Source organism: Synergistaceae bacterium, from assembly GCA_012521675.1.
Lineage (GTDB): Bacteria > Synergistota > Synergistia > Synergistales > Aminobacteriaceae > JAAYLU01.
In genome coordinates, this window is sequence record JAAYLU010000023.1 from 1 (window position 1) to 21,877 (window position 21,877).

25 protein-coding genes are annotated in these 21,877 nt (G+C 63.2%); all 25 read left to right on the plus strand.

All coding sequences use genetic code 11. From position 1 onward, the window contains the following. A partial coding sequence (locus tag GX181_02495) for a 4Fe-4S binding protein (protein NLM70817.1) occupies positions 1-331 on the plus strand: 331 nt, incomplete at its 5' end. A gap of 1 nt (position 332) precedes the next feature. Next, positions 333-890 carry an indolepyruvate ferredoxin oxidoreductase gene (locus tag GX181_02500; GenBank protein ID NLM70818.1) on the plus strand — a complete coding sequence of 186 codons (558 nt, stop codon included), beginning with the start codon at positions 333-335 and terminating at the stop codon, positions 888-890. A gap of 52 nt (positions 891-942) precedes the next feature. Further along, positions 943-1,407 (plus strand): hypothetical protein, encoded by a 465-nt coding sequence (locus tag GX181_02505; GenBank protein ID NLM70819.1) that lies wholly within the window; start codon positions 943-945, stop codon positions 1,405-1,407. 140 nt (positions 1,408-1,547) lie between these two features. Continuing rightward, positions 1,548-2,087: a signal peptidase I gene (gene lepB, locus GX181_02510; protein NLM70820.1), complete on the plus strand. Its 540-nt coding sequence runs from the start codon at positions 1,548-1,550 to the stop codon at positions 2,085-2,087. Beyond that, positions 2,084-2,908 (plus strand): ribosome biogenesis GTP-binding protein, encoded by an 825-nt coding sequence (locus GX181_02515; protein NLM70821.1) that lies wholly within the window; start codon positions 2,084-2,086, stop codon positions 2,906-2,908. The genes lepB and GX181_02515 overlap by 4 nt, the downstream gene beginning before the upstream one ends. Beyond that, the gene (locus tag GX181_02520; protein NLM70822.1) at positions 2,905-3,492 is read left to right on the plus strand and encodes a ribonuclease HII; all 588 of its coding nucleotides are present in this window, start codon (positions 2,905-2,907) and stop codon (positions 3,490-3,492) included. Before GX181_02515 ends, GX181_02520 begins: the two co-directional genes overlap by 4 nt. Beyond that, entirely contained in the window at positions 3,489-4,535 is a 1,047-nt protein-coding gene (locus GX181_02525) for a flagellar hook-length control protein FliK (protein NLM70823.1), read from the plus strand. Before GX181_02520 ends, GX181_02525 begins: the two co-directional genes overlap by 4 nt. Next, complete coding sequence (locus GX181_02530; protein NLM70824.1) at positions 4,532-4,810, plus strand: flagellar biosynthesis; 279 nt, start codon at positions 4,532-4,534, stop codon at positions 4,808-4,810. Before GX181_02525 ends, GX181_02530 begins: the two co-directional genes overlap by 4 nt. Next, positions 4,807-5,178: a YraN family protein gene (locus GX181_02535; protein NLM70825.1), complete on the plus strand. Its 372-nt coding sequence runs from the start codon at positions 4,807-4,809 to the stop codon at positions 5,176-5,178. Before GX181_02530 ends, GX181_02535 begins: the two co-directional genes overlap by 4 nt. Next, complete coding sequence (locus tag GX181_02540; protein ID NLM70826.1) at positions 5,175-6,677, plus strand: YifB family Mg chelatase-like AAA ATPase; 1,503 nt, start codon at positions 5,175-5,177, stop codon at positions 6,675-6,677. The genes GX181_02535 and GX181_02540 overlap by 4 nt, the downstream gene beginning before the upstream one ends. Next, entirely contained in the window at positions 6,674-7,777 is a 1,104-nt protein-coding gene (gene dprA, locus GX181_02545; GenBank protein ID NLM70827.1) for a DNA-protecting protein DprA, read from the plus strand. The genes GX181_02540 and dprA overlap by 4 nt, the downstream gene beginning before the upstream one ends. Positions 7,778-7,808: 31 nt before the next feature. Then, entirely contained in the window at positions 7,809-8,135 is a 327-nt protein-coding gene (locus tag GX181_02550; GenBank protein NLM70828.1) for a hypothetical protein, read from the plus strand. A 15-nt stretch (positions 8,136-8,150) separates the two neighbouring features. After that, positions 8,151-10,382 carry a type I DNA topoisomerase gene (gene topA / locus GX181_02555; protein NLM70829.1) on the plus strand — a complete coding sequence of 744 codons (2,232 nt, stop codon included), beginning with the start codon at positions 8,151-8,153 and terminating at the stop codon, positions 10,380-10,382. Then, positions 10,375-11,715, plus strand: coding sequence for a methylenetetrahydrofolate--tRNA-(uracil(54)-C(5))-methyltransferase (FADH(2)-oxidizing) TrmFO (locus GX181_02560; GenBank protein ID NLM70830.1), 1,341 nt, complete (start codon positions 10,375-10,377; stop codon positions 11,713-11,715). The genes topA and GX181_02560 overlap by 8 nt, the downstream gene beginning before the upstream one ends. 157 nt (positions 11,716-11,872) lie before the next feature. Further along, positions 11,873-12,763, plus strand: coding sequence for a tyrosine-type recombinase/integrase (locus GX181_02565; protein ID NLM70831.1), 891 nt, complete (start codon positions 11,873-11,875; stop codon positions 12,761-12,763). Between the two features lies 1 nt (position 12,764). Next, a complete protein-coding gene (gene hslV, locus GX181_02570; GenBank protein NLM70832.1) occupies positions 12,765-13,298 on the plus strand; it encodes an ATP-dependent protease subunit HslV in 534 nt (177 codons plus the stop codon). Beyond that, positions 13,295-14,704, plus strand: coding sequence for an ATP-dependent protease ATPase subunit HslU (gene hslU / locus GX181_02575; GenBank protein ID NLM70833.1), 1,410 nt, complete (start codon positions 13,295-13,297; stop codon positions 14,702-14,704). The genes hslV and hslU overlap by 4 nt, the downstream gene beginning before the upstream one ends. Before the next feature lie 137 nt (positions 14,705-14,841). Further along, on the plus strand, positions 14,842-15,636 hold the full coding sequence (gene codY / locus GX181_02580; GenBank protein ID NLM70834.1) for a GTP-sensing pleiotropic transcriptional regulator CodY: 795 nt from the start codon (positions 14,842-14,844) through the stop codon (positions 15,634-15,636). Positions 15,637-15,707: 71 nt separating this feature from the next. Beyond that, complete coding sequence (gene flgB, locus GX181_02585) at positions 15,708-16,109, plus strand: flagellar basal body rod protein FlgB (protein ID NLM70835.1); 402 nt, start codon at positions 15,708-15,710, stop codon at positions 16,107-16,109. Positions 16,110-16,112: 3 nt separating this feature from the next. After that, on the plus strand, positions 16,113-16,532 hold the full coding sequence (gene flgC / locus GX181_02590) for a flagellar basal body rod protein FlgC (GenBank protein NLM70836.1): 420 nt from the start codon (positions 16,113-16,115) through the stop codon (positions 16,530-16,532). Positions 16,533-16,766: 234 nt separating this feature from the next. After that, positions 16,767-17,021, plus strand: coding sequence for a flagellar hook-basal body complex protein FliE (gene fliE, locus GX181_02595; protein ID NLM70837.1), 255 nt, complete (start codon positions 16,767-16,769; stop codon positions 17,019-17,021). 8 nt (positions 17,022-17,029) lie between these two features. Then, positions 17,030-18,592, plus strand: coding sequence for a flagellar M-ring protein FliF (gene fliF / locus GX181_02600; GenBank protein ID NLM70838.1), 1,563 nt, complete (start codon positions 17,030-17,032; stop codon positions 18,590-18,592). Positions 18,593-18,610: 18 nt separating this feature from the next. After that, positions 18,611-19,627: a flagellar motor switch protein FliG gene (fliG, locus tag GX181_02605; GenBank protein NLM70839.1), complete on the plus strand. Its 1,017-nt coding sequence runs from the start codon at positions 18,611-18,613 to the stop codon at positions 19,625-19,627. Then, positions 19,620-20,507: a hypothetical protein gene (locus tag GX181_02610; GenBank protein NLM70840.1), complete on the plus strand. Its 888-nt coding sequence runs from the start codon at positions 19,620-19,622 to the stop codon at positions 20,505-20,507. Before fliG ends, GX181_02610 begins: the two co-directional genes overlap by 8 nt. Next, complete coding sequence (gene fliI, locus GX181_02615) at positions 20,488-21,876, plus strand: flagellar protein export ATPase FliI (GenBank protein ID NLM70841.1); 1,389 nt, start codon at positions 20,488-20,490, stop codon at positions 21,874-21,876. Before GX181_02610 ends, fliI begins: the two co-directional genes overlap by 20 nt. Position 21,877 lies beyond the last annotated feature (1 nt).

Genomic DNA, 21,877 nt, shown 5'->3' on the forward strand with positions numbered 1-21,877 from the left:
GACGATAGAGGCCTACGACGTCGCCGCGGGCAAGGCGGCGGTGAAGGAGGCATGGGAGCACGCCAAGACCAAGGGCGAGCCCGCGGTGCTCATCTTCAGGCACCCGTGCATGCTGCTGCGCCCTGAACAGCCGTCGATCCCGGTCAATGTCGACCCGGAGAAGTGCATAGGCTGCAAGTTCTGCATTAACTTCTTCAACTGCCCCGGGCTCGTCTTCTCCGAGGAGACCGGCAAGGCGTACATAGACGAACGGTTCTGCGTGTCGTGCGGTGTCTGCGTGTCCGTATGCCCGCACGGAGCGATCCTCGCGACTTCCGGGGGGGTGGAGTAAGATGCAGTACATCATAGTGGGTATAGGCGGCCAGGGGATACTCTTCTCCGGAAGGGTGCTGGGCGCGGTGGCGCTTGCGAAGGAACAGCGCGTCACGGGCAGCGAGGTCCACGGGATGGCCCAGAGGGGCGGCTCCGTGATAAGCCACTTCAAGACCGGCGACTTCATCAGCCCGCTGGTGAGGGCCGGGGAGGCCGACGTGCTCCTCGCCTTTGACCAGAACGAGGGGATCCGCAACCTTCACTTCCTGAGAGAGGGCGGTGCCTTCGTGGTCAATGTGCACGACAAGGCCGCGTTCGAGAACGAGAAGCTTAAGGAGTTCCTCGAGCAGCGACGGATCTCCCTCTTCCCGCTGGAGGGATACAGCATCCTCAAGGAGCACATGGGGGGTAACTTCCTCTTCTTGAACGTGCTCCTGATGGGGGCCATGAGCGCTGCCGGGATCGGTGCACCGTCGTTCGAGGATACCGAAGCCGCGGTGAAGTCCCTGTCGCCCGCCAAGTTCGAGGATGCCAATATGAAGGTCCTCAGACTTGGCTACGAGGCAGTGGCGAAGTAGGGCAAAGGACAGTATCCGGTCGAAAGGGGGCCTCCGGAAGGAAGCCCCCTCTTTGGCCTTTTCCCTCGTGGAGCTCCTGGTGGCGCTGTGCATATCCGGGGCTCTCTTCGGGGCCCTGGCGCTCGGAGGGGCAAACCTCTTCGGTTCGCCCTCGCCGGAGACCACCAGGCGGGAGGCCGAAAGGGCGGCCTCCTGGCTGCAGAGGGTGCACCACAGGGCTCTGCTGTCGAAGAGGGGCTTTGATTTGGAGGTCCTGCCGTACATCTCCAACACGAAAATCGTCGTCTACTGGGCGGACGCCCGGAAAGAGACGTTCAACAGCGGGGGGAAGGCGTACTTTCTGAACCACGCCGTGGATCAATCCAGGTGCCGATACTCCCCGGTGTGGAACACTCTTACTCCCGCCTTGACGATCAGGGTGGGGGCGTCGAAGGTGCCCAGAAAAAGCTTCCTGACCGAAGCATACATCATCGTCTCCCCCTTCATGCGGATCTCGGTCACCTCCTCGCCGCCGTAACCGCCCCGCCCCCGCGCTCGGCGTCTTTTCTTCGCCCGCAGGATTGAATCTATCGCCCGATAGAGGTATAAAGGATCGGGTGGGATAATAATCGCCTTTTTTTCGCATCTGCTCATCCACTTAGAAATGGAGGTCATTGTATGGCGGCGGCAAAACCTTGGTGGCGCGAGACCATCGAGACTATCATCTGGGCCCTGGTCCTTGCCCTGATCCTGCGCACGTTCGTGGTGCAGGCCTTCTGGATCCCCAGCGGATCAATGATACCGACACTGGAGGTCGGCGACAGGGTACTGGTGGCGAAGTTCTGGTACCATCTGCAGAATCCGGAGAGGGGACAGCTCTTCGTCTTCAAATACCCGGTCGACCCGAAGCGCGACTTCGTAAAGCGGATAATCGGTCTTCCGGGCGAGATGCTGGAGGTGCGCAACGGCGTTGTATATATCGATGGGCAGCCGATACAGGAGGAATATGTCAAGAACCACGACCACTTCTCGCTCGCCGTCGGGCCTGTCTTTCGCGAGGTCCCGGTAAGGATACCCGACGACTCCTACTTCGCTATGGGGGACAATAGGCCGAACTCGCAGGACAGCCGTTTTTGGGGCTTCGTCCCGAAGCAGAACATTCGAGGCCCGGTCTTCTTCCGCTACTGGCCGCTGAACAGGATCGGGTTGGTGGACTGATGTCGCGCACCGTCTGGTATCCCGGTCACATGGCGAAGGGAAAGAGGCTGCTCGCCGAGCTCGCCGGGAAACTCGACATGATCATCGAGGTGAGGGACGCGAGGGCGCCGGAACTTACCTCGTCCCCGCTGATGGAGGATCTTTCAGGAGTCTGCCCGGTGGCGGTCGTCCTCTCGAAACAGGACCTCGCGGACGAAAGAGCCACCGCACGGTGGCTCTCTTACTTCGGGGAGTTCGGAGTCTCCGCCTGGGCGCAGAACCTGTTGAGGCCGAAGGTCGACCGCATCCGAAAAGATCTGGCCCTCTTCGCCCCCTCCCACAGGGAGGTCAGGCTGGCAGTGGTCGGCATCCCCAACGTGGGAAAGTCCATGCTGCTGAACGCGCTCGTGGGCAAGTCGTCCGCCAAGGTCGGTGGAATTCCGGGGATAACGCGCGGTGTCTCGTGGTACAAAGGCAAGGGGATTCTCGCGGTGGACTCGCCCGGTATTCTCGATCCGAAAGCGGATGCCTCCGTGCAGCTGAAGCTGGCGTGGCTCGGCTGCAGCAAGGCCGAGGTTATCGGCATAGAGAGCGCTGCGCTCGACCTTGTCTCGTTTCTTCGCAGCAGGGGGTTTTGGGGGATCGTCGAGGGAAAGTGGAACATCTCCGCCCCGGAGGAACTCGCCGACCTGGAGGTGCTGGAGGCCGTCGGAAGGCGGCTGGGCTGCCTGGTCGCGGGCGGCGGGGTCGACATGACTGCGGCGGCGAAGCGCCTGCTAGACGCCTTCTCGACCGGGCGCCTGGGCCGAGTGACCCTGGAGACGCCGGAGGCGCCGATGTGACGCCGGAAGGCTGCGATAGGATAGCCGGAACGGACGAGGCCGGGAGAGGCCCTCTTTGCGGTCCCGTCTTGGCCGCATCGGTGGTGCTGACCGACGAACAGGCGTCCGAGCTCCTCTCCCTCGGCCTGGCCGACTCGAAAAAGCTGACCGCCCGCAGGAGGGAGCTCCTGTTCGACAGGATGAACGAACTCCGGGTGGTCTGGCGGGCGCAGGCCGCCACCCACATCAGGATCGACGGGATGAACATCCTGCGCGCCACACTGTGGGCGATGGCGCGCAGCCTGGCCAGGCTTCCGCCGGTGTTCGACGAGGTCATAGTGGACGGGACTATCACGCCGCCCGGCCTGCTCTTCCCCGCGAGGGCCGTCCCGAAGGCGGACTCGCTGCATCCCCAGGTCGCCGCCGCCTCGGTGGTCGCCAAGGTGCTGCGGGACCGGGCGATGAGGGCCCTTGATTCGGTCTACCCCCAGTACAAACTGGCGAAGAACAAGGGGTACCCGACCGGGGAGCACAGAGCCGCGCTGCTTTTGCACGGGCCTTCCCCGGTCCACAGACGCAGCTTCACATGGAGGTCGCGCCTATGAGCATATCCAACGTTAGCGGGCCGCAGATCCGCCCGAACCTGCCGGACTCCCAGCAGCCCCGAATAGATGCCGACAGGCCGCAGCAGCCAGTCAGGCAGCAGCCGCCTATCCCTGACGGCGCGGTGGTGAGAGGCACGGTGCTCGCCGCGCGCGAGGAGGGTTCGTACCTCGTAAACGTGGAGGGAAGGACTCTGCTCGCGCAGGCCAACATCCAGATGTTGGTCGGGCAGCGCTTCAGGGCGATATGGGATTCCTCCGGCGAGGTACCCGTTCTTCGCCTCTCGGAGGAGGAGCTGGCTCTGCTGGGCAGGCTGTCAGCCGACGACAGGGATGTCGCAGGAGCGCTGCTGTCACGCGGCCTCTCCCTCGACCCCAAGGCCCTGGCGTCCATCCGTACCGCGTGGCTCGGCATGGGTGCACTTCCCGGGCAGCTCGCCCCGTTGGCGGAGCTTTGGGCCCGCGGACTTCCCATGACCGAGGCCAATGTGCAGCTTCTCTCATGGTACCTGTCTCTCGACGAGAAAAAGACGTCGGAGCTGTGGAAAAGGACCAGGACGGAGCTGCGCGATCGCCTCTCCCGAGGGGACGACCCGCGCAAGGCCGTGCGCTCGCTGCTTGCGGGCAGAGACGAACTGTCGGACTTCCTTCGAGGGCACGGTCTGCTCTCGTCCCCCGCGCGCGAGGGTGTGGACCCGTCGTTTCTCGCCGGGGCATTCCTGCCGGCGGGCGAGGAGTCCAAGCCCCTTAACGCCAGGGTATCGGCGGGCGTCTCCAGGCGGGGGGGCAAGTCCCTCTGGTCCGTCTCGTTCGACATGGAGGGCGACAGGCTCGGACCGGTGTCCGGCGTCGTGGAGACGGACGGGACGTCGCTCAGCGTCATACTCAGGGCGGAGCGCGAGCCGGCGTACGTGGAGCTGAGCAGGCGCGCGCGCCACCTGAGACGTGAACTGGAGGGAATCCCGCTCGTCCTTCAGAACGTGGCGGTCGCTCACGGCGTGCGAAGGCTGCGCACGCCGGGGCGGGGGTTGGACGTGACGGCATGACCCGGCAGGGAAAGAAACGCGCCAAGGCGGCCGCCGTCCAGTACGACCAGAAGACAGACGATGCCCCGAGGCTGCTCGCATCCGGAGAGGGATTCATCGCGGAGAGGATAATCGAGATCGCCAGGCAGGCGGACGTCCCGGTGGTGGAGGATGCCGCCCTGGTCAGCGCCCTGCTCGTCCTGGAACTTGGGGAGGAGATCCCCGGGGAGCTCTACGAGGCGGTGGCCAAGGTCCTGGCGTTCGTCTACAAACTTGACAAGGGAGAGAGTATATGACGGCGGAACACCTGCGGACCGGAGTTCGGGGCGAGGAATTGGCCGCCTCCTACCTGTGCGACCTGGGCTGGACGATACTGGAGCGCAACGTCCGCTTCAGGGGAGGCGAGCTCGACATAGTCGCCCGCGACGACGACGAGCTCGTCGTCGTGGAGGTGCGAACCAGGTCGCCGGGGTGGATGCAGACGGCGGAGGAGTCCGTCGGCCCCAGGAAGATAGGCAGGCTGGTCCGCGCAGGGCGTATATACATGGAGCATATCGATTGGGACGGCCCCTGGAGGATAGACCTGGTCGCCGTAACCCTGCACGAGGACAAGCCGGAGATAGAGAGGTTCGAGGACATAACCTACGGGAGGTGGCGCACGTGAGCTCCGTCCAGGGCATAACCCTCCGCGGCATAGAGGCGGTGAGCGTCGAGGTGGAGGTGGAGATAGCCGGTGGGCTCTTCTCCATCTCGATCGTCGGCCTGCCGGACGCGGCCGTGCGTGAATCAAGAGAGAGGGTGCGTGCGGCGTTGCGCCGTCTTGACATGGCGGTGAAGGGAAGGGTGGCCGTCAACCTGGCCCCCGCCGACCTACCCAAGGAGGGGGCTGTTCTCGACCTTCCCATAGCGATCGGCATAGCCTCCGCGATGGGGCACATCCCGCCCGTCCCGAGGGGCATCTTCCTGGGAGAGCTCGCGCTCGACGGCAGGCTGCGGGGTGTCAGAGGCGCGGTGGGGGCCGCGATACTGGCCCGAGAAACGGGAGTACCGCTCTTCGCCCCCGCCGACAATGCCGAGGAGATCTCACTGGTCAAGGGGTGCGAGGCCTACACGGTCGATAACCTCGCCGACCTGTTCGCCTTCTTTCGCGGGGAGACGTCCCTGCCCCCCGTGCCCGAGTACGAGCCAGGAGAGCATCGCATTCGTCCCGACCCGGACTTCGCCGACATACGGGGGCAGGCCGGGGCGAGGAGGGCGCTGGAGATAGCAGCGGCCGGACATCACAACATCCTGCTCATAGGTTCGCCCGGCAGCGGAAAGACCCTGCTGGCCCGGGCGCTGCGCGGTATACTGCCGCCGCTTTCGCACGAGGAGCTGCTTGAGGCCACCCTGGTGCGCAGCACCCTTGGACACCTCTTCGAGGGAAGCCTCGAGCCTCCTTTCCGATCCGTGCACCACACGGCCAGCACTGTCTCGATCTGCGGAGGCGGGGCTAACCTGCGCCCGGGCGAGGTCAGCCTCGCCCACAGGGGCGTGCTCTTCCTCGACGAGTTCCCCGAGTTCCGCCGCGATCTGCTCGAAGGGCTGCGACAGCCTCTGGAGGATGGTGTGATCACGGTGAGCAGGGCGTCAGGCTCCGCTCTATACCCGTGCCGCGTCCTGCTCGTGGTTGCTGCCAACCCCTGCCAGTGCGGCTGGGACGGGGATCCCGTCCAGCAGTGCGTCTGCTCGCACGTAGAGCGGGAGCGATACCGCCGCAAGATCTCCGGCCCCATACTCGACCGAATAGACCTTCACGTCTCCGTGCCTCGCCTGCTGCCGGAGGAGCTTGTTGCGGTGGAGGATGCCGGGGGCGAGGGCAGCGAGGCGATAGCGGTCAGGGTCAGAGCCGCCAGGGAGATACAGAGGGACAGGTGGGCCGACCTGGGATTTTCGTGCAACGCGGAGCTCCCGGAGCGGGTGATAAAGCGCAACCTGCTCCTGTCGTCCGACGTGCGCCCCTTTCTGTCGTCCATGGCGGGAAACCTGCGCCTGTCGGGCAGGGGAATCAGCCGCGTGCTGAAGGTGGCTCGCACGATAGCCGACCTGGCGGGCAGCGAAAGGGTCGAAGTCCCGCACGTCGGCGAGGCGATAGCCTACCGAGACGGAGGCGCCTTCCGATGAGTCCTCTGCTCCGAGCCCTGTTGCTTATATCGGCTTCTGGCGCCCCCGCATCGCGCCTGTGGAGCGCGATTGAGTCCGAGGGTCTGCCGCCGGAGGCCCTGTGGCAGGAGGGACCGCCCCTGTGGAGGCGCCTCGGCTGCTCCCAGTCCGTGATCGACTCGCTCCGGACCTTGTGCGAGTCCTCTTGGCCCGAGGAGGAGGCGGAGCGCGCCGATGGGCTCGGCGTGCGTTTGGTAGCCTTCCGAGACGACTCGTGGCCGAAGGATCTGTCCGGACAGCCGGACTCCCCTCGTCTTCTCTACGTCGCAGGCGAATGGCCCATGCGGGGTCCGTTCGTGTCGGTCGTCGGCACCAGGCGCTGCTCCCAGTACGGGTCGCGCGCCGCCTTCGAGATAGGCCGAGCGGTGGCCGACGCCGGTGGGACGGTCGTCAGCGGAGGAGCGGCGGGCATAGACAGGGCGGCGCACGAGGGATGCCTCTCCGTCGGCGGGGCAAGCACGGCGGTGCTCGGCACGGGGGTGGACGTCGCCTACCCTCGGGGGCACGAGCCTCTCTTCGAACGGCTTGCCGGGGGCGAGGGAACACTGCTGTCGGAGTACCCGCTCGGCTCGGGGCCGAAACAGTGGCGCTTTCCCGAGAGGAACAGGATCATCGCGTCTTTTGCCAGGCCGCTCGTGGTGGTGGAGGCGCCTGTCAGGAGCGGCGCCATGATTACGGCCCGGCTGGCGCTCGAGCTGGGGCGCGAGGTGTGGGCCGTGCCGGGGAGGATCAACGAAGGAACCTGCGAGGGGTCGAATCGCCTGATATACGACGGGGCTACGCCGCTCGTCTCCATACCGGACTTCATATCGTTGACGTTCAACCGGCAGCTCTCCCTCTTTTGCGACCTTCCACCGGACGACAGGAATACAGCGGTCTTGTCCGAAAAAGAACAAAGAATTCTTTGCCTTTTGGAAAAATCGGGCGACAGAACTGTTGACAACCTGGCCGTTGAAGGTAAAATGACTCCCGCTGACGTTTTTTCAAGCCTCGCCGCTCTCATGGCCGCGGGGCAAGTCTTTCAGGCGGGACCGGGCCGATGGAGCTCGACGCCGAAGTGAATAAAACCGAATCGGGAAAGGATGGAACCTGTTGTCCACTAATAATCACTCATCAAGGCACGGCCGACGCACACTGCCGCCCTGCGGATTCAAGAGAGTGCTGCACGACCTTGAGCGCAGGTACCTGGCGCCGGATGCCCAGGCCGCCGTATACCACTATTTGATAACCGAGGAGATCCCGTTCGAGGTGACCGAGAGGGCTATCCTCGAGGCCGTCTCTCTTGCACGTTTGAAGAACTCGACGGTCGACGCGCCTCTGTTAGCCTGTCTCGTCGACGCACTGCTGGACGACTGCTCCTTCGAGATACCCGGGACCGCGTCGGAGAGGCTGTATCCGGCAAGCTGCACCCTCTGCTGAGGAAAGGTCCGAAGGATGCCGCGTAAAGAGGATGTCTCCAAGGCGGAGGAAACGAAGGCCTTGAAGCCCTCCGGGAGGAGAGGCGCGAAGAAGGACGCGCCCAAGGGAAATAAGAAGACCAGGACGGGCGCCTCCGACGGGGCGAAAAAGAAGCTCGTCATAGTCGAGTCCCCTACCAAGGCAAAGACCCTGACCAAGATACTGGGCCCGAAGTACGTCGTCAAGTCCAGCGTCGGGCACATCAGGGACCTGCCAAAGAGCCGCCTTGCGATCGACGTCGAGAACGGGTTCACCCCGGAGTACATACTTGTCAAGGGCAAGGCCAAGCTGAAGAACGAGCTCGTGGCCTCGGCCAAGAAGGCCTCCCGGGTGCTGCTCGCGTCCGACCCGGACCGGGAGGGGGAGGCCATAGCCTGGCACTTGGCCGAGCTGCTGGGCATCCCGCCCGAGGACGAGTGCCGCGTCAGGATCTACGAGATGACGCCCTCCGCGGTGAAAGAGGCCCTGGATCGCCCCGAGCCGGTCGACATGAACAAGGTCGAGGCGCAGCAGACGCGCCGCATCCTCGACCGGCTGGTGGGCTACACCCTCAGCCCCCTGCTATGGAAGAAAATCCGCCGGGGTCTTTCCGCCGGCAGGGTTCAGTCGGTGGCCCTGGCGCTGGTCTGCGCCAAGGAAAGGGCGATAGAGGGCTTCGTCCCGAAGGAGTACTGGAACATCCTCGTCCTTGCGAAGGCCTCGGACGGCAGAAGCTATGCCCTTAAAGTCGACTCGTTCGGCGGAAAGAACCTCTGGAAGGAGGGCAAATCCCTTCTGATAGACTCGGCGGAATTCGCGGACGAGATAGCAGAGGAGATTCGCAAGTCGCCCCTCTCCGTGACGGATTTCAAGGTACGGGAGACGGCGCGCGCGGCGCCCGCCCCCTTCAAGACCAGCACCCTTCAGCAGGAGTCCGCCCGCAGGAACGGCATGTCGCCGCGCAGGACCATGAGAGTGGCCCAGGAGCTCTTCGAGGGGGTCTCCATCCCCGACAGAGGGCCGACCGGGCTCATCACCTACATGCGCACCGACAGCCTGAGGATAGCCCCGGAGGCGGTCGCAGCCTGCAGAGCCTACATATCCTCCTCCTACGGCAAGGGCTATCTACCTACGAAGGCAAACGAACATGCGTCAAAGGGCAGGTCACAGGACGCGCACGAGGCGATACGCCCCACGGACGTGGGGATCGCACCGAACAGCCTCGAGGGCGTTCTCTCCGGCGACCAGATGAAGGTCTACTCGCTTATATGGCGAAGGTTCGTCGCCTCTCAGATGACCAAGGCGAAGGTGGCCAACGCGACCCTGAAGGCGGAGGCCGGGAAGGCCGGCATGAGGCAGCTCGGCGAGTCGCTCGTATTCCCCGGATGGAGCGCCGTCTGGCCTATCGACCTCAAGGGGGAGGCCATCTCGCCCGCGAAACCGGGAGAGCCCCTGGGAGTGGAGGAGATCGAGCGGGAGCAGAAGTTTACCCGCCCCCCGGCCCGCTACTCCGAGGCTACCCTGATCAAGGTGTTGGAGGAGGAGGGCGTGGGACGGCCGTCCACCTACGCCAGCATCGTAGAGACTCTGTACGACCGAGGCTACACCGTTCGAGGCGACGACAGGCGCATCCAGCCTACAAGCCTTGGCATGACGGTGGACTCTTTCCTAAGAAAGTACTTCGACGAGAAGAGTCCCTCGGCAATAGTCGACACCAAGTTCACCGCCGACATGGAGGAGAGGCTTGACGGCATAGAGGGGAACAAGGCCTCCGGCGTCGCTGTGCTCGAGGGTATGTGGAGTGCCTTCACCAGCGCTATGCAGGAGGCCGAGAAGGCCCCGGCTGAGAAGCTGCCGCCGCCCGAGCCCACCGGGGAGGACTGCCCCGAGTGCGGAAAGCCCCTGGTGATAAAGAACGGGCGCTTCGGCGAGTTCATAGCCTGCACCGGCTACCCCGAGTGCAAGTTCACAAAGCCCAAACTCACCAAGACGGGCGCGGTCTGTCCCAAGTGCGGCGAGGGAGACGTGGTCAAGCGCAGAAGCCGCAAGGGGAAAGTCTTTTACGGTTGTTCCCGCTACCCGGACTGTGACTTCGTCTCGTGGGGCCCGCCGTCGGGCGAGAAGTGCCCCCAGTGCGGCGTCCACCTGTTCATGAAGGGAACCAAGACCGAGGAGTGCCCTAAGTGCGGCTTTACCCGACCGAAGGAGAAGGCGGACGGCGATGAGTAGCCTCGTATCGATAGTCGGTGGAGGGCTCGCGGGCGCCGAGGCGGCCTGGCAGCTGGCGCGCCGAGGCATACCGGTCGATCTCTACGAGATGCGGCCGGAGAAGACCACCCCCGCCCACACCACCGGCCTGCTTGCAGAGATAGTATGCAGCAACTCGCTCGGTGCGGACGGGCCGACCAGCCCGGCCGGCATCCTCAAGGAAGAGCTAAGGAGGCTCGACAGTTTGATACTCTCCTGCGCGGATGACTCCCGCGTTCCGGCGGGCAAGGCTCTGGCGGTGGACCGAGACAGCTTCTCGGAAAAAGTTTCCGACAGGCTGGGCGATATGCCAGGCGTGAGGGTTATTCGAAAGGAGCTCGCGGCCCCGCCCGGGGGGCCCGCGATCATCGCAAGCGGACCCCTGACCTCGCCGCCTCTGGCCGACGAGCTGAAGAGGCTGGCGGGCGCCGATCACCTGGCCTTCTTCGACGCGGTAGCCCCGGTGGTAACGGTCGACTCGATAGACATGTCTAGGGCCTTCCGCGCCGGTCGGTGGGGCCAGGAGGACGACTATATCAACTGCCCCTTCACCCGCGAGGAGTACGAGGCCTTCTGGCGCGCGCTGGTCTCCGCGGAAAGAGCAAAACCTCACGACTTCGAGGACTCCCCCTCATTCTTCGAGGGTTGCCTGCCGGTGGAGGTAATGGCCTCTCGCGGCTTGGACACCCTGCGCTTCGGGCCCATGCGACCCGTCGGCCTGCCCCTGCCGGACACGGGCAGGGAGGCGTGGGCCGTGGTGCAGCTTCGCCAGGATAACCGCGAGGGAACCCTATACAACCTCGTCGGCTTCCAGACCAATCTGAGATGGGGGGAGCAGGAGAAGGTCTTCCGCATGATCCCCGGGCTGGAGAAAGCGGAGTTTGCACGCCTTGGGGTCATGCACCGCAACATCTACGTCAACTCCCCGGCGGTGCTCGACGGCAGGCTGAGGTTTCGCGGAGGTAGGGAGGATCTCTTCCTCGCCGGACAGATAACCGGGGTGGAGGGGTACGTCGAGAGCACCGCCATGGGCTGTGTCGCCGCACTAAACGCGGCCGCTCTCGTACGTGGGACGCCCTTCCCTGACTGGCCGAGGGAGACCGCTATCGGCTCGCTGCTGCACTACCTTGCGGACGCTAACCCCGATCGTTTTCAGCCCATGAACATGAACCTTGGCATAATGCCGAGGCCCGAGGGCAGGATACGGAACAAGGCCAAGAGGTGCGAGATAGTTGCCGCGGCGGCCTCCAGAGCGCTCGGAGTCTTCCTGGAGGGGCTGAATCGAGATCTCCCCGTCGGCGGGACCGAGGAATAGGGTTTTTTCTCTTAATTATCTTGGAAAATTAAATTGACTCAAAGAGCCAAATAATCATATGAACCAGCTGTTCATGAGCTTTTGGACACCTCCACCGAGATCAAATAGATTCTTTAGAAAAATAGCGAGTATCTAGAAAACATGATAAAATGACTTCATGTTGGAGAACATATCCTCAAGCATGGATGCATTTATCGATCATCTGCGCATGGAGAGGGAAAGCTCGCCTCACACGGTGACGAACTACGCCGTGGACCTGGCGCAGTTCAGCGAGTTTCTGGCCATGCGCGGCGCGGAGAGCCTCGCCGATGTGGACTCGCGCGCGATCCGGTCCTTCGTCCGGGAGATGATGGGATTCGGGTACTCGAACACGACAGTCGCAAGAAAGCTCTCGGCCGTCAGGAGTTGGTCCGCCTTCCTGAAGGAACGTGGGTTGATCGAGACGGACGCCGCGAGGGGGATCAAGGGACCGAGGACGCTGGAGCCCCTTCCACGTGCCCTCTCCCGCGAGGACGTCGCCAGGATGATCGAGCAGGGGCCCGAGGGAAGGACGTTCGCGAGGGACCGAACCATCCTCGAGTTGCTCTACGGGTGCGGTTTGAGAGTCGCGGAGCTCGTGTCGCTGAAGTGGGAGGATATGGAACCGGTCGAGGACCGGATGCTCAGGGTCCTCGGCAAGGGCGAGAAGGAGAGGATAGTGCCCTACGGGAGGTTCGCCCTGGAGGCGCTTCTGGAGTGGAGGGATCTGCTGCCCGAGGGGGCCGCGCTGGTCTTTCCCGGTACCAAAGGAAGGCCGATCACCGTGCGCACCGTGCACAGGGTAGTGGTGAAGGCGGCTGCGCGGGCAGGGCTCAACGAGGTGACTCCCCACACGCTGCGCCACAGCTTCGCCACACACCTGCTGGAGGGGGGGGCCTCGCTGGCGGCGGTCAAGGGGCTTCTCGGACACGAGAGCATGCTCACAACTCAGCGCTACGTCGCTGTGAGCGCGGAACACCTGAGGGAGAGCTACCGGCTCGCCCATCCGCGCGCAAAAGGAGAGGACTGACTTGTTCAAGGGAACGACCGTGGTCTGCGTCAGGCGAGGGGACATGGTGGCCTTGGCCGGTGACGGGCAGATAACTATGGGAGACCAGATAGTGAAGTCGGGCGCCAGGAAGGTGCGCAGGCTGTACAAGGGCTCGGTGCTGGCCGGGTTCGCCGGGAGCACCGCCGATGCCATGACCCTGCTGGAGCGCTTCGAGTCCCGCCTGGAGGAGAACTCCGGCGACCTGATGCGCTCGGCCGTGGCGATGGTCAAGGAGTGGCGCACCGACCGGGCTCTGAGAAGGCTGGAGGCGCTGATGATAGTCGCGGACGCGAAACTCTCTCTTCTGATGTCAGGCTCGGGCGACATAATCGAGCCGGAGGACGCCATAGCGGCGATAGGCTCGGGCGCCGGGTTTGCCAAGGCTGCCGGGGTCGCGCTGCTCGAGACCTCCGACTGGTCTCCGTCAAGGATAGCCAGGCGGGCGATAGAGATCGCGTCGGAGATATGCATATACACGGACAACGTTGTGACAGTGGAGGCAATCGGCGAATGAACTCGGACCAGTTTGAGACGGAGCTCACCCCCAGGCGTATCGTCGAGTTCCTTGACAGGTACATAGTGGGACAGGACAAGGCAAAGAAATCAGTAGCCATCGCGCTCCGGAACCGGGTACGCAGGAGAAGGCTGCCCCGTGAGATAGCCCGCGAGATTGCGCCGAAGAACATACTGATGGCCGGGCCCACCGGTGTAGGCAAGACGGAGATTGCCCGAAGGCTCTCAGATCTCGTCAATGCTCCGTTCGTCAAGGTGGAGGCCACCAAGTTCACCGAGGTCGGCTACGTGGGCCGCGACGTCGAGTCCATCATCAGGGACCTGGCCGAGACGGCCGTGGCCATGGTGAAGAGCCGCATGATCGAGGAGGTCCAGGTCTCGGCGGCCGAGAGGGCCGAGCAGAGGCTGGTGGACGCCCTTCTCCCCGGCTCCGAGAGGAGAAGATCGATGCCGGACATCATGAAGATCTTCGGCGGAGAGAAAGAGGAGGCGCCCAAGCCCGCCCCCGAGGAGGAGCGAGCGAGGGAATCCACTCGCAGGAAGCTCCTGGCACTGCTCGAGGAGGGGAAGCTAGATGACCGGGAGGTAGAGATCGACGTGGTCGAGAGCCAGTCCGTCGGCATTCCGATACTCGGCGGCTCGGGCATGGACTCGATGGGGATCAACATAGGCGACATGCTCGGCGGGCTTCTCCCCAAGAGGTCCAGGAGGCGCAGAGTGAAGGTGTCCGAGGCAAGGCGCATCCTCCAGGCGGAGGAGGCGGAGAAGCTTGTGGACATGGACGCGGTCGTCCGCGAGGCACTGGAGAAAGCGGCCGAAGAGGGAATAGTCTTCATCGACGAGATAGACAAGGTCGCCTCCCGCGGCGGAGGTGGAACCGGCCCGGACGTGAGCCGCGAGGGGGTCCAGAGGGACCTTCTGCCGATAGTCGAAGGCTCTCCCGTGCCGACCAAGTACGGCACGTTGAACACGGACCACATACTCTTCATAGCGGCCGGGGCCTTCTCCAGCGTGAAGCCTTCGGATCTCGTCCCGGAGCTGCAGGGGAGGTTTCCCATAAGGGTGGAGCTTCAGCCCCTGTCCAGGGAGGACCTAGCCAGGATACTCGTGGAGCCGGAGAACAGCCTGCTGACCCAGTACTCGGCTCTTCTGGGGGTGGAGGGAGTGGATCTGGAGTTTCAAGACGACGCGGTGGCAGAGATAGCGCTACTCGCGGAGAGGATGAACGCCGAGATGGAGAACATCGGCGCGCGCAGGCTCCACACCATGATCGAGCAGCTTCTTGAAGAGGTGAGCTTCGAGGCCCCGGAGAGCGGCGCGAGAAAGTATCCGATCAGCGCGGAGTTTGTCAGAGAGCGACTCGAGCCCCTGATCTCGGACGGCGACATCAGAAGATATCTTCTGTAGGTGGTAAATAAACGAATTGTGTACGAATATCCGCGCAATGCGGATCATCACTCAGGAGGGATATAAAAATGGCAGCGAAGAAAAAGAGCACGGTTGAAAAAAAGAGCGAACGCACGGCGAAGGAGGTCTTCCCCCACATGGAGGACGAGGATCCCGGGCTTAAGGATCTCCTCGAGCAGACCAGGCAGGTTGGCAGGGCGCTTCAGAGCAGGCGCGAGGGCACAAGGCCGGACTTCAACAAGCTGGCCAAGCTGCTGGGCGAGTTCTCCACCGCGAACGTATATCTTATAAACAGGGAGGGAATGCTCCTGGGCCACTCGTGGGTGTCGGAGTACCACTCCGAGGAGCTCTCCAACTACATCGAGAAGGGCTACATGCCGGAGCACTTCGTCGAGAAGATGAACCAGATCAGGGAGACATCCTACAGCGAGACTGACGGCTATCTATTCGACGACGACGACGGAGACACGCCCGTAAAGCACATGGTCTACATACCCATCTACGGCGCTGCAGAGCGCCTGGGCACCCTCTTCTTTGTCCGCTTCTTCGACAGGTTCACCATCCGCGACCTGGTTCTGGCGGAGTACCTGGCGACACTCGTGGGCATCGAAATTCTGCACGAGAGGACCAAGATCATCGAGGAGCGTGCCCGCGAGCGCCTGATAGTCCAGATGGCGATGAGAGCCCTGTCGTACTCCGAGGTCGAGTCGGTAAAGCACATCATAAACGAGCTCGGATCGTTCGAGGGAGTCGTCATAGCGAGCAGAGTCGCGGACCGGGTCGGAGTCACCCGCAGCGTCATAGTCAACGCGCTGCGCAAACTGGAGAGCGCAGGCATCATAGAGAGCCGCAGCCTGGGAATGAAGGGGACCTTCATAAAAGTCCTCAGCCCTCTCTTCACCGAGGAACTCGGGCTACTTCTGGACGACTAGCCGGGAACTTAAGTTATCGGCGCGTCTCGCCGATAACAGGAACGCAGGTCATTATTGGGAGGTATGCGGTCATGATGGGCGACTTTAACTGGAAGGTGATGGAGAAGACCATGGAGGGGCTTTCGAAGCGATTCGAGGCCACCTCGCGCAATCTTGCCAACGCCAACACGCCCGAATACGGCCGCCGCAACGTCTCGTTCGAGGACGAGCTTCGCGACCTCGTCGACGGACCCAGGAGACTGCCGATGACCGTCACGAACGAGGGGCACATCCCCTCCATGCCGATGGCGGTCAGCGGAGTCATCCCGCTGGAGACAAGGATCTACGACGAGAAGTTCAGACTCGACGGAAACAACGTCGATCCGGAGAGAGAGATGGCGGTCATGTCCCAGACGAGGATGGCCTACAACGCCATGACCCGCTTCGCGGCGAAGAAGAGCTCTCTGTACCGCCTCGTGATAGGAGGTAGATAAGCCGTGAGGATGTTCAGATCCCTTGACGTCTCCGGAAGCGCCCTGACGGCCCATCGCCTGTGGATGGACGCGATATCGTCCAACCTGGCCAACGTCAACACCACTCGAACGCCGGAGGGCGGCCCCTACAGGAGGCGCGTCCCGGTATTCGCCGAGATGCTCGACAAGACGATAGGCGGATACGAGGACATAGGCGGAGTACGTGTGACCGAGATCGCCAGGGACAGCCTGCCGCCTCGCCTCGCCTACCAGCCGGAGCACCCGGACGCGGACGAGGAGGGGTACGTCGCCTTCCCCAACGTCAACGTCGTCAGGGAGATGACCGACATGCTGGTCGCAAGCAGGGCCTACGAGGCCAACCTGGCGGTGGCCGACGCCGCGCGCAACATGTGGTCGGGCGCCCTGGAGATCATGAGAGGGTAGCCGGGCGTTTTTTCAGTAATAATCGTGGTTTTTCCAAAGGACGGTTCTTTAGTCCTAGCCGTGATGATCCGGGAGGCTTGTCATAAGCCTCCCGCTTTTGTTATAAATTAACGGTTGTGTTACAATGACGATAATTGAGCTCTCATCACTATCGGGGAGGTTATCCAAGTGAACCATTTGAAGCTCGATCTGACGAAACTGGCCGACGTAAAGAAGGGGCCGGCCGTCTCTCCCGTGGCGGAGTCAACCGGCTTGAAGCGCGGACTCGGCCTCACATTCGAAGACCTCCTGGAGAGTTCCATAAAAAACGTGAACGACCTTCAGCAGGATTCGGACAAGATGGTCAACAGACTGGCGACCGGCGATGTGGACGATATTTCAGAGGTCGTACTGTCGGCCCAGCGTGCCGAGTTTGCCCTGCGCCTGATCACCGAAGTGCGCAACAAGCTCGTGGACGCGTACCAACAGCTCGGGCGCATGTCGGTTTAGGTTAGCCGATGGACTGGTTGCGCCAGGCGCTTGCACGGGGCGGCCTATTCTGGTCGTCGTTGAGGCCGTGGCAGCGATTATCCATAGCCGGAGCAGCGGCGGCCGTCGTGCTCGCTCTGGTCTTTGCCGTTTTCTGGGCCGGACGATCGCCGTACGAACCCCTCTTCACGGCCCTCGAGGTGGAGGACCAGTCCGCCATAGTGGCCTGGCTCCGCGAGAACAAGGTGGACTACAAGCTTGACCCTGCAGCGAATGCCATCTTGGTCCCGAGGACGCTGGTCTACGAGACCAGGCTCAGCTTGGCGCAGGGCGGTCTTCCTAAGGGGGGCAGTGTCGGATACGAGCTGTTCGACACGGCCAAGATGGGCCTGAGCGAGTTTCAGCAGAAGGTCACCTACACAAGAGCCCTGGAGGGAGAGCTCGAGCGCACCATACGCCAGATCGACGCCGTCGACTACGCGAAGGTGAACATAGTCATCCCGGAGCAGCGCCTCTTCCTCGAACAGCAGCAGCCATCCACGGCATCGGTCCTCATACGGCTCAAGACCGGGATGAGCATAGGGGCCGACCACGTCAAGGCCATAGTCCACCTGGTCTCGCACGCTGTCCAGGGGCTTCTCCCCGAGGATATAACGGTGGTGGACACGTCAGGAAAGGTCCTCTCCGACCTCCTCGACGAGGAGTTCTTCATCTACACCGGCGCGGGCGAGGGACGCACCGTCTCATCCGTTCAGCGAGAGCTGGAGCGGCAGCAGGAGCGGGAGCTCGAGAACAAGGTCCGCATAATGCTCGAGAAGGTCTTCGGTCCGGGAAAGGTCGTTGTCAGGGTCAAGGTCGACCTCGACTTCGACCGAAGGACCAGTGCCACCAAGGAGTACATCCCTGGAGAGACCGGGAAGGGGGTCATCCGCAGTCAGCAGCAGATGGAGGAGACCTACACCGGAACGGGAGGACCGGTAGGGGGCGCGCCCGGTACCACCACCAACATCCCCGGCTACGCCATAGCCCAGCAGCAGGCCGGGCTGACCGAGTACGAGAAGACCGAGACCACCAACAACTACGAGATCACGACCAGGGAGACGCAGCAGGTGGCGACCCCCGGGGCGATACTGCGCATGACCGCCTCCGTCCTCGTCGACGGAGAGCTTGAGCCTCAGCGGATAACCGAGCTTCGCGCACTGGTGGCGCCCGCGATCGGCCTTAAAGAGGCCAGGGGCGACCAGCTTGAGATCAACGGCATGCCCTTCTCCACGACCTTCGCCGATGCCCTGGCCGAACAGCTGGCTGCGGAGCAGAGGATGAAGCTGATAATCTCCGCTGTCGTCGCTCTCGTCCTGCTGGCTGCGGCCGCTCTCGCCGCGTTCTACCTGATCCGCAGGAGGAGAATGCGTGTCAGGGCGGTTCAGCCGGAGCCGCAGCACTTCCCGACGATACAGGAGCTTCTCTCCTCGCCGGAGCTGCTGGAGGCGCAGGGCGAGCTGGCGGTGCTGGAGGAGCAGCTTCGCGCCTACGCGAGAAGCAAGCCGGAGGAGATAGCCAACCTGGTTCAGGACTGGCTGTCCGAGGAATAGGGGCGGGAGGATCCAGCAATGGCTAAGAGCTTGACGAAGGGGATGCCCGGAAAAGAGAAGATAGCCATCCTGATGGTGGCCCTGGGGAACGAGGTGGCCGCCGAGGTCTACAAGAGGATGGACGACACGTCCATAGAGATAGTCACGCTGGAGGTCGCGAACCTCCGGAAGGTGACGCCCGAGATGCGTCTGGCCGTGCTGAAGGAGGCCCAGGAGCTCCTTCTCGCCCGCGAGTACATGGCCCGCGGCGGAGTCGAGTATGCCAGGGATATCCTGGAGAGAGCGCTCGGCCCGGAGAGGGCTCACAACCTTCTCACTCGCATCACCGCCAGCCTGCAGGTCCGCCCGTTCGACTTCATGCGCCACACGGACGCGCAGCAGGTGCTGGGCTTCATCCAGGGCGAGCACCCGCAGACGATCGCCCTCATACTGTCGTACCTGGAGCCGACGCAGGCCGCGGGCATCATCGGAGGGCTGCCGGCCACCATGCAGGCCGAGGTGGCCAAGCGCATAGCCAAGATGGACCGCATCACCCCGGAGGTTCTTCGGGAGGTGGAAAGAGTGCTGGAGAGAAAGCTGAGCACGGTAATGGGGCAGGACTTCACCCTCGCCGGCGGCATCGACGCCATAGTGAACATCATCAACCAGGTGGACCGGGGCACGGAGCGCAACATCATGGAGCACCTGGAGGAGAACGACCCGGAGCTGGCCGAGGAGATCAAGCGCAGGCTCTTCGTTTTCGAGGACATCATCAGGCTCGACGACCGCTCGCTGCAGAGGGTGCTCCGCGAGGTCGAGATGAAGGACCTCTCGCTGGCCCTCAAGGGCGCCACGGACGAACTGCGGGCCAAGTTCTTCAAGAACATGTCCAAGCGCGCCTCCGAGATGCTCAGGGAGGACATGGACTACATGGGTCCCGTGCGCGTGAAGGACGTCGAGGAGACGCAGCAGAAAATCGTCAACGTCATCCGGGCGCTCGAGGACGTCGGCGAGATAGTCATCTCCCGCGGCGGAGAGGAAGAGCTTATTGTATAAGTTCTCGAAGGCGAAGATCATCCGCGCGGTCCGAGTGCTGCCCGAGGCCGTGAAGATCGGCCTTGCCCCGGAAGAGGCCGAGGCGCCCGAGGAGAGCCTCGATTCTCAAGGCCCTCGGGAGGCGGAGCGTGGCGGCGACGAGTCGCTGCAAAAGGAGATTGAACGCCTGAAAGTCGAGCTGGAGAACGAGCGGCTCGAGAACAGCGACCTCGTCTCCCGCCTGTCGCTCTCCGAGAAGGAGATGGTCCGGGAGCGGGAGAATCTGGCCGCAGAGCGCGACCGGATGAAGGCCGCCATGCAGGCGGAGGCCGAATCGCTCAAAAAGAAGGCCGCCGTCGAAGGGGCCGAGGAGGGGCGCAAGGCGGGCTACGAAGAGGGCGCCGCCACGGCCAGGGAGGAGATCTCCAGGGAGTACGAGGAGAAAGTGTCATCCCTGGTCTCGGTCCTGGAGGGAGTCCATGCGTCCCTGAAGGGGAGCGGAGAGGATCTTGCCGCTCTCGTCATGCCGCGCCTGATACGCCTATGGGAGCTTATGCTCTCCAGGATGCTCCACCGCGAGGTCGAACTCTCGGAGGACACGGTCGTCCCCGTCCTGCGCACCCTGATGGAGCGCCTCAGCGACAGGGAGAGCATACTGGTCTACCTGAACCCCGGCGATGCGGAGCAGACGGCCGACCGCAGGGACGAGTTCGGCGACCTGTTGCTGGGCGTGAAGCACCTGGAGTTCATACCCGACCCGAACGTCGAGAAGGGCAGTTGCGTAGTCGAGACCAACCTTGGTATATACGACGCCCGGTGGCGAACACAACTTGAACAGATACAAAAAGAGATAGACCATCTCTTCATCGAGGGTCGAAAAGATGCTATCGAAAACGACTGACGAAGGGCTGCTGGATATCCTTCGGCACAGGCTGGAGGACGTCCAGCTCACCAGGATAAACGGGCGCATCGTGCAGGTGGTCGGCTTGGTGGCGGAGTCCAGGGGCCCCGACGTCCGCGTCGGGGATCTTTGTTCAATACGCTACAGAAACAGCGACTCCTCCCTCTCAGCCGAGGTGGTCGGCTTCCGCGGAGAGAGAGTCCTGCTGATGCCGCTAGGCAACCTCAAGGAGATAGGCCCCGGATGCGACGTCCTGTCCATGGAGCGCCCACTCGGAGTCAGGGTCGGGCAGGCCCTGCTCGGCAGAGTGCTCGATGGACTGGGACAGCCTCTCGACGACAAGGGACCGATAGCTGCATCCGATTTTTACCCCCTCCACGCAGAACCCCCTCACCCTCTACGCAGAAAGATGATATCCTCCCCCCTCCCGGTGGGAGTGAAGGTAATAGACGGAGTGCTCACCCTGGGCACGGGGCAGCGCATAGGAATATTCGCCGGCTCCGGAGTGGGGAAGAGCACCCTCCTTGCCATGATGGCCCGGTACACGGAGGCGGACATAAACGTCATAGCACTTGTCGGCGAGCGAGGCAGGGAGGTTCGGGAGTTCCTCGACCGAGACTTGGGCCCGGAGGGGCAAAAGCGCTCGGTCGTCGTGATAGCCACGTCCGACCAGCCGCCGTTGATCCGCCTGAAGGCCGCCATGACCGCCACCGCGATAGCCGAGTACTTCCGCGACTGCGGCAAGAACGTGCTTCTGATGATGGACTCCGTCACCAGGGTGGCCCGCGCCCAGCGCGAGGTCGGCCTGGCCGTCGGTGAACCCCCCACCACCAGGGGTTACACCCCGTCCGTCTTCGAGTTCCTCCCCCGCTTGCTCGAGAGGGCCGGCGCGGGAGAGACAGGCAGCATAACCGGGATATACACAGTCCTGGTGGAGGGTGACGACATGAACGAGCCCGTGGCCGACACGGTGCGAGGCGTGTTGGACGGTCACGTCGTCCTGTCTCGCAAGATTGCCGCTCGCAACTTCTACCCGTCCGTCGACGTGCTTGAAAGCGTCAGCCGCGTCATGCCCTTCATAGTCGACGAGGAGCACCTGGAGGCGGCCGGGCGGGTGCGGGAGCTGCTTGCCGTCTACGGCGAGGCGGAGGACCTGATTAACATCGGTGCATACAAGAGAGGCAGCAACCCCAGGGTGGACTGGTCCATAACCCACCTGCAGAAGGTCCGTGATTTCCTCAGGCAGCCCGTGGAGGAGATGGTCTCATTCACGGACGCCGCCCGCGAGCTGAAGAACCTCGTGCCCGACTCGTCCGCCGTAAAGAAGAGCGAGCGGGATGCCGAAACAATAACCGGAACCGGCGAATAGT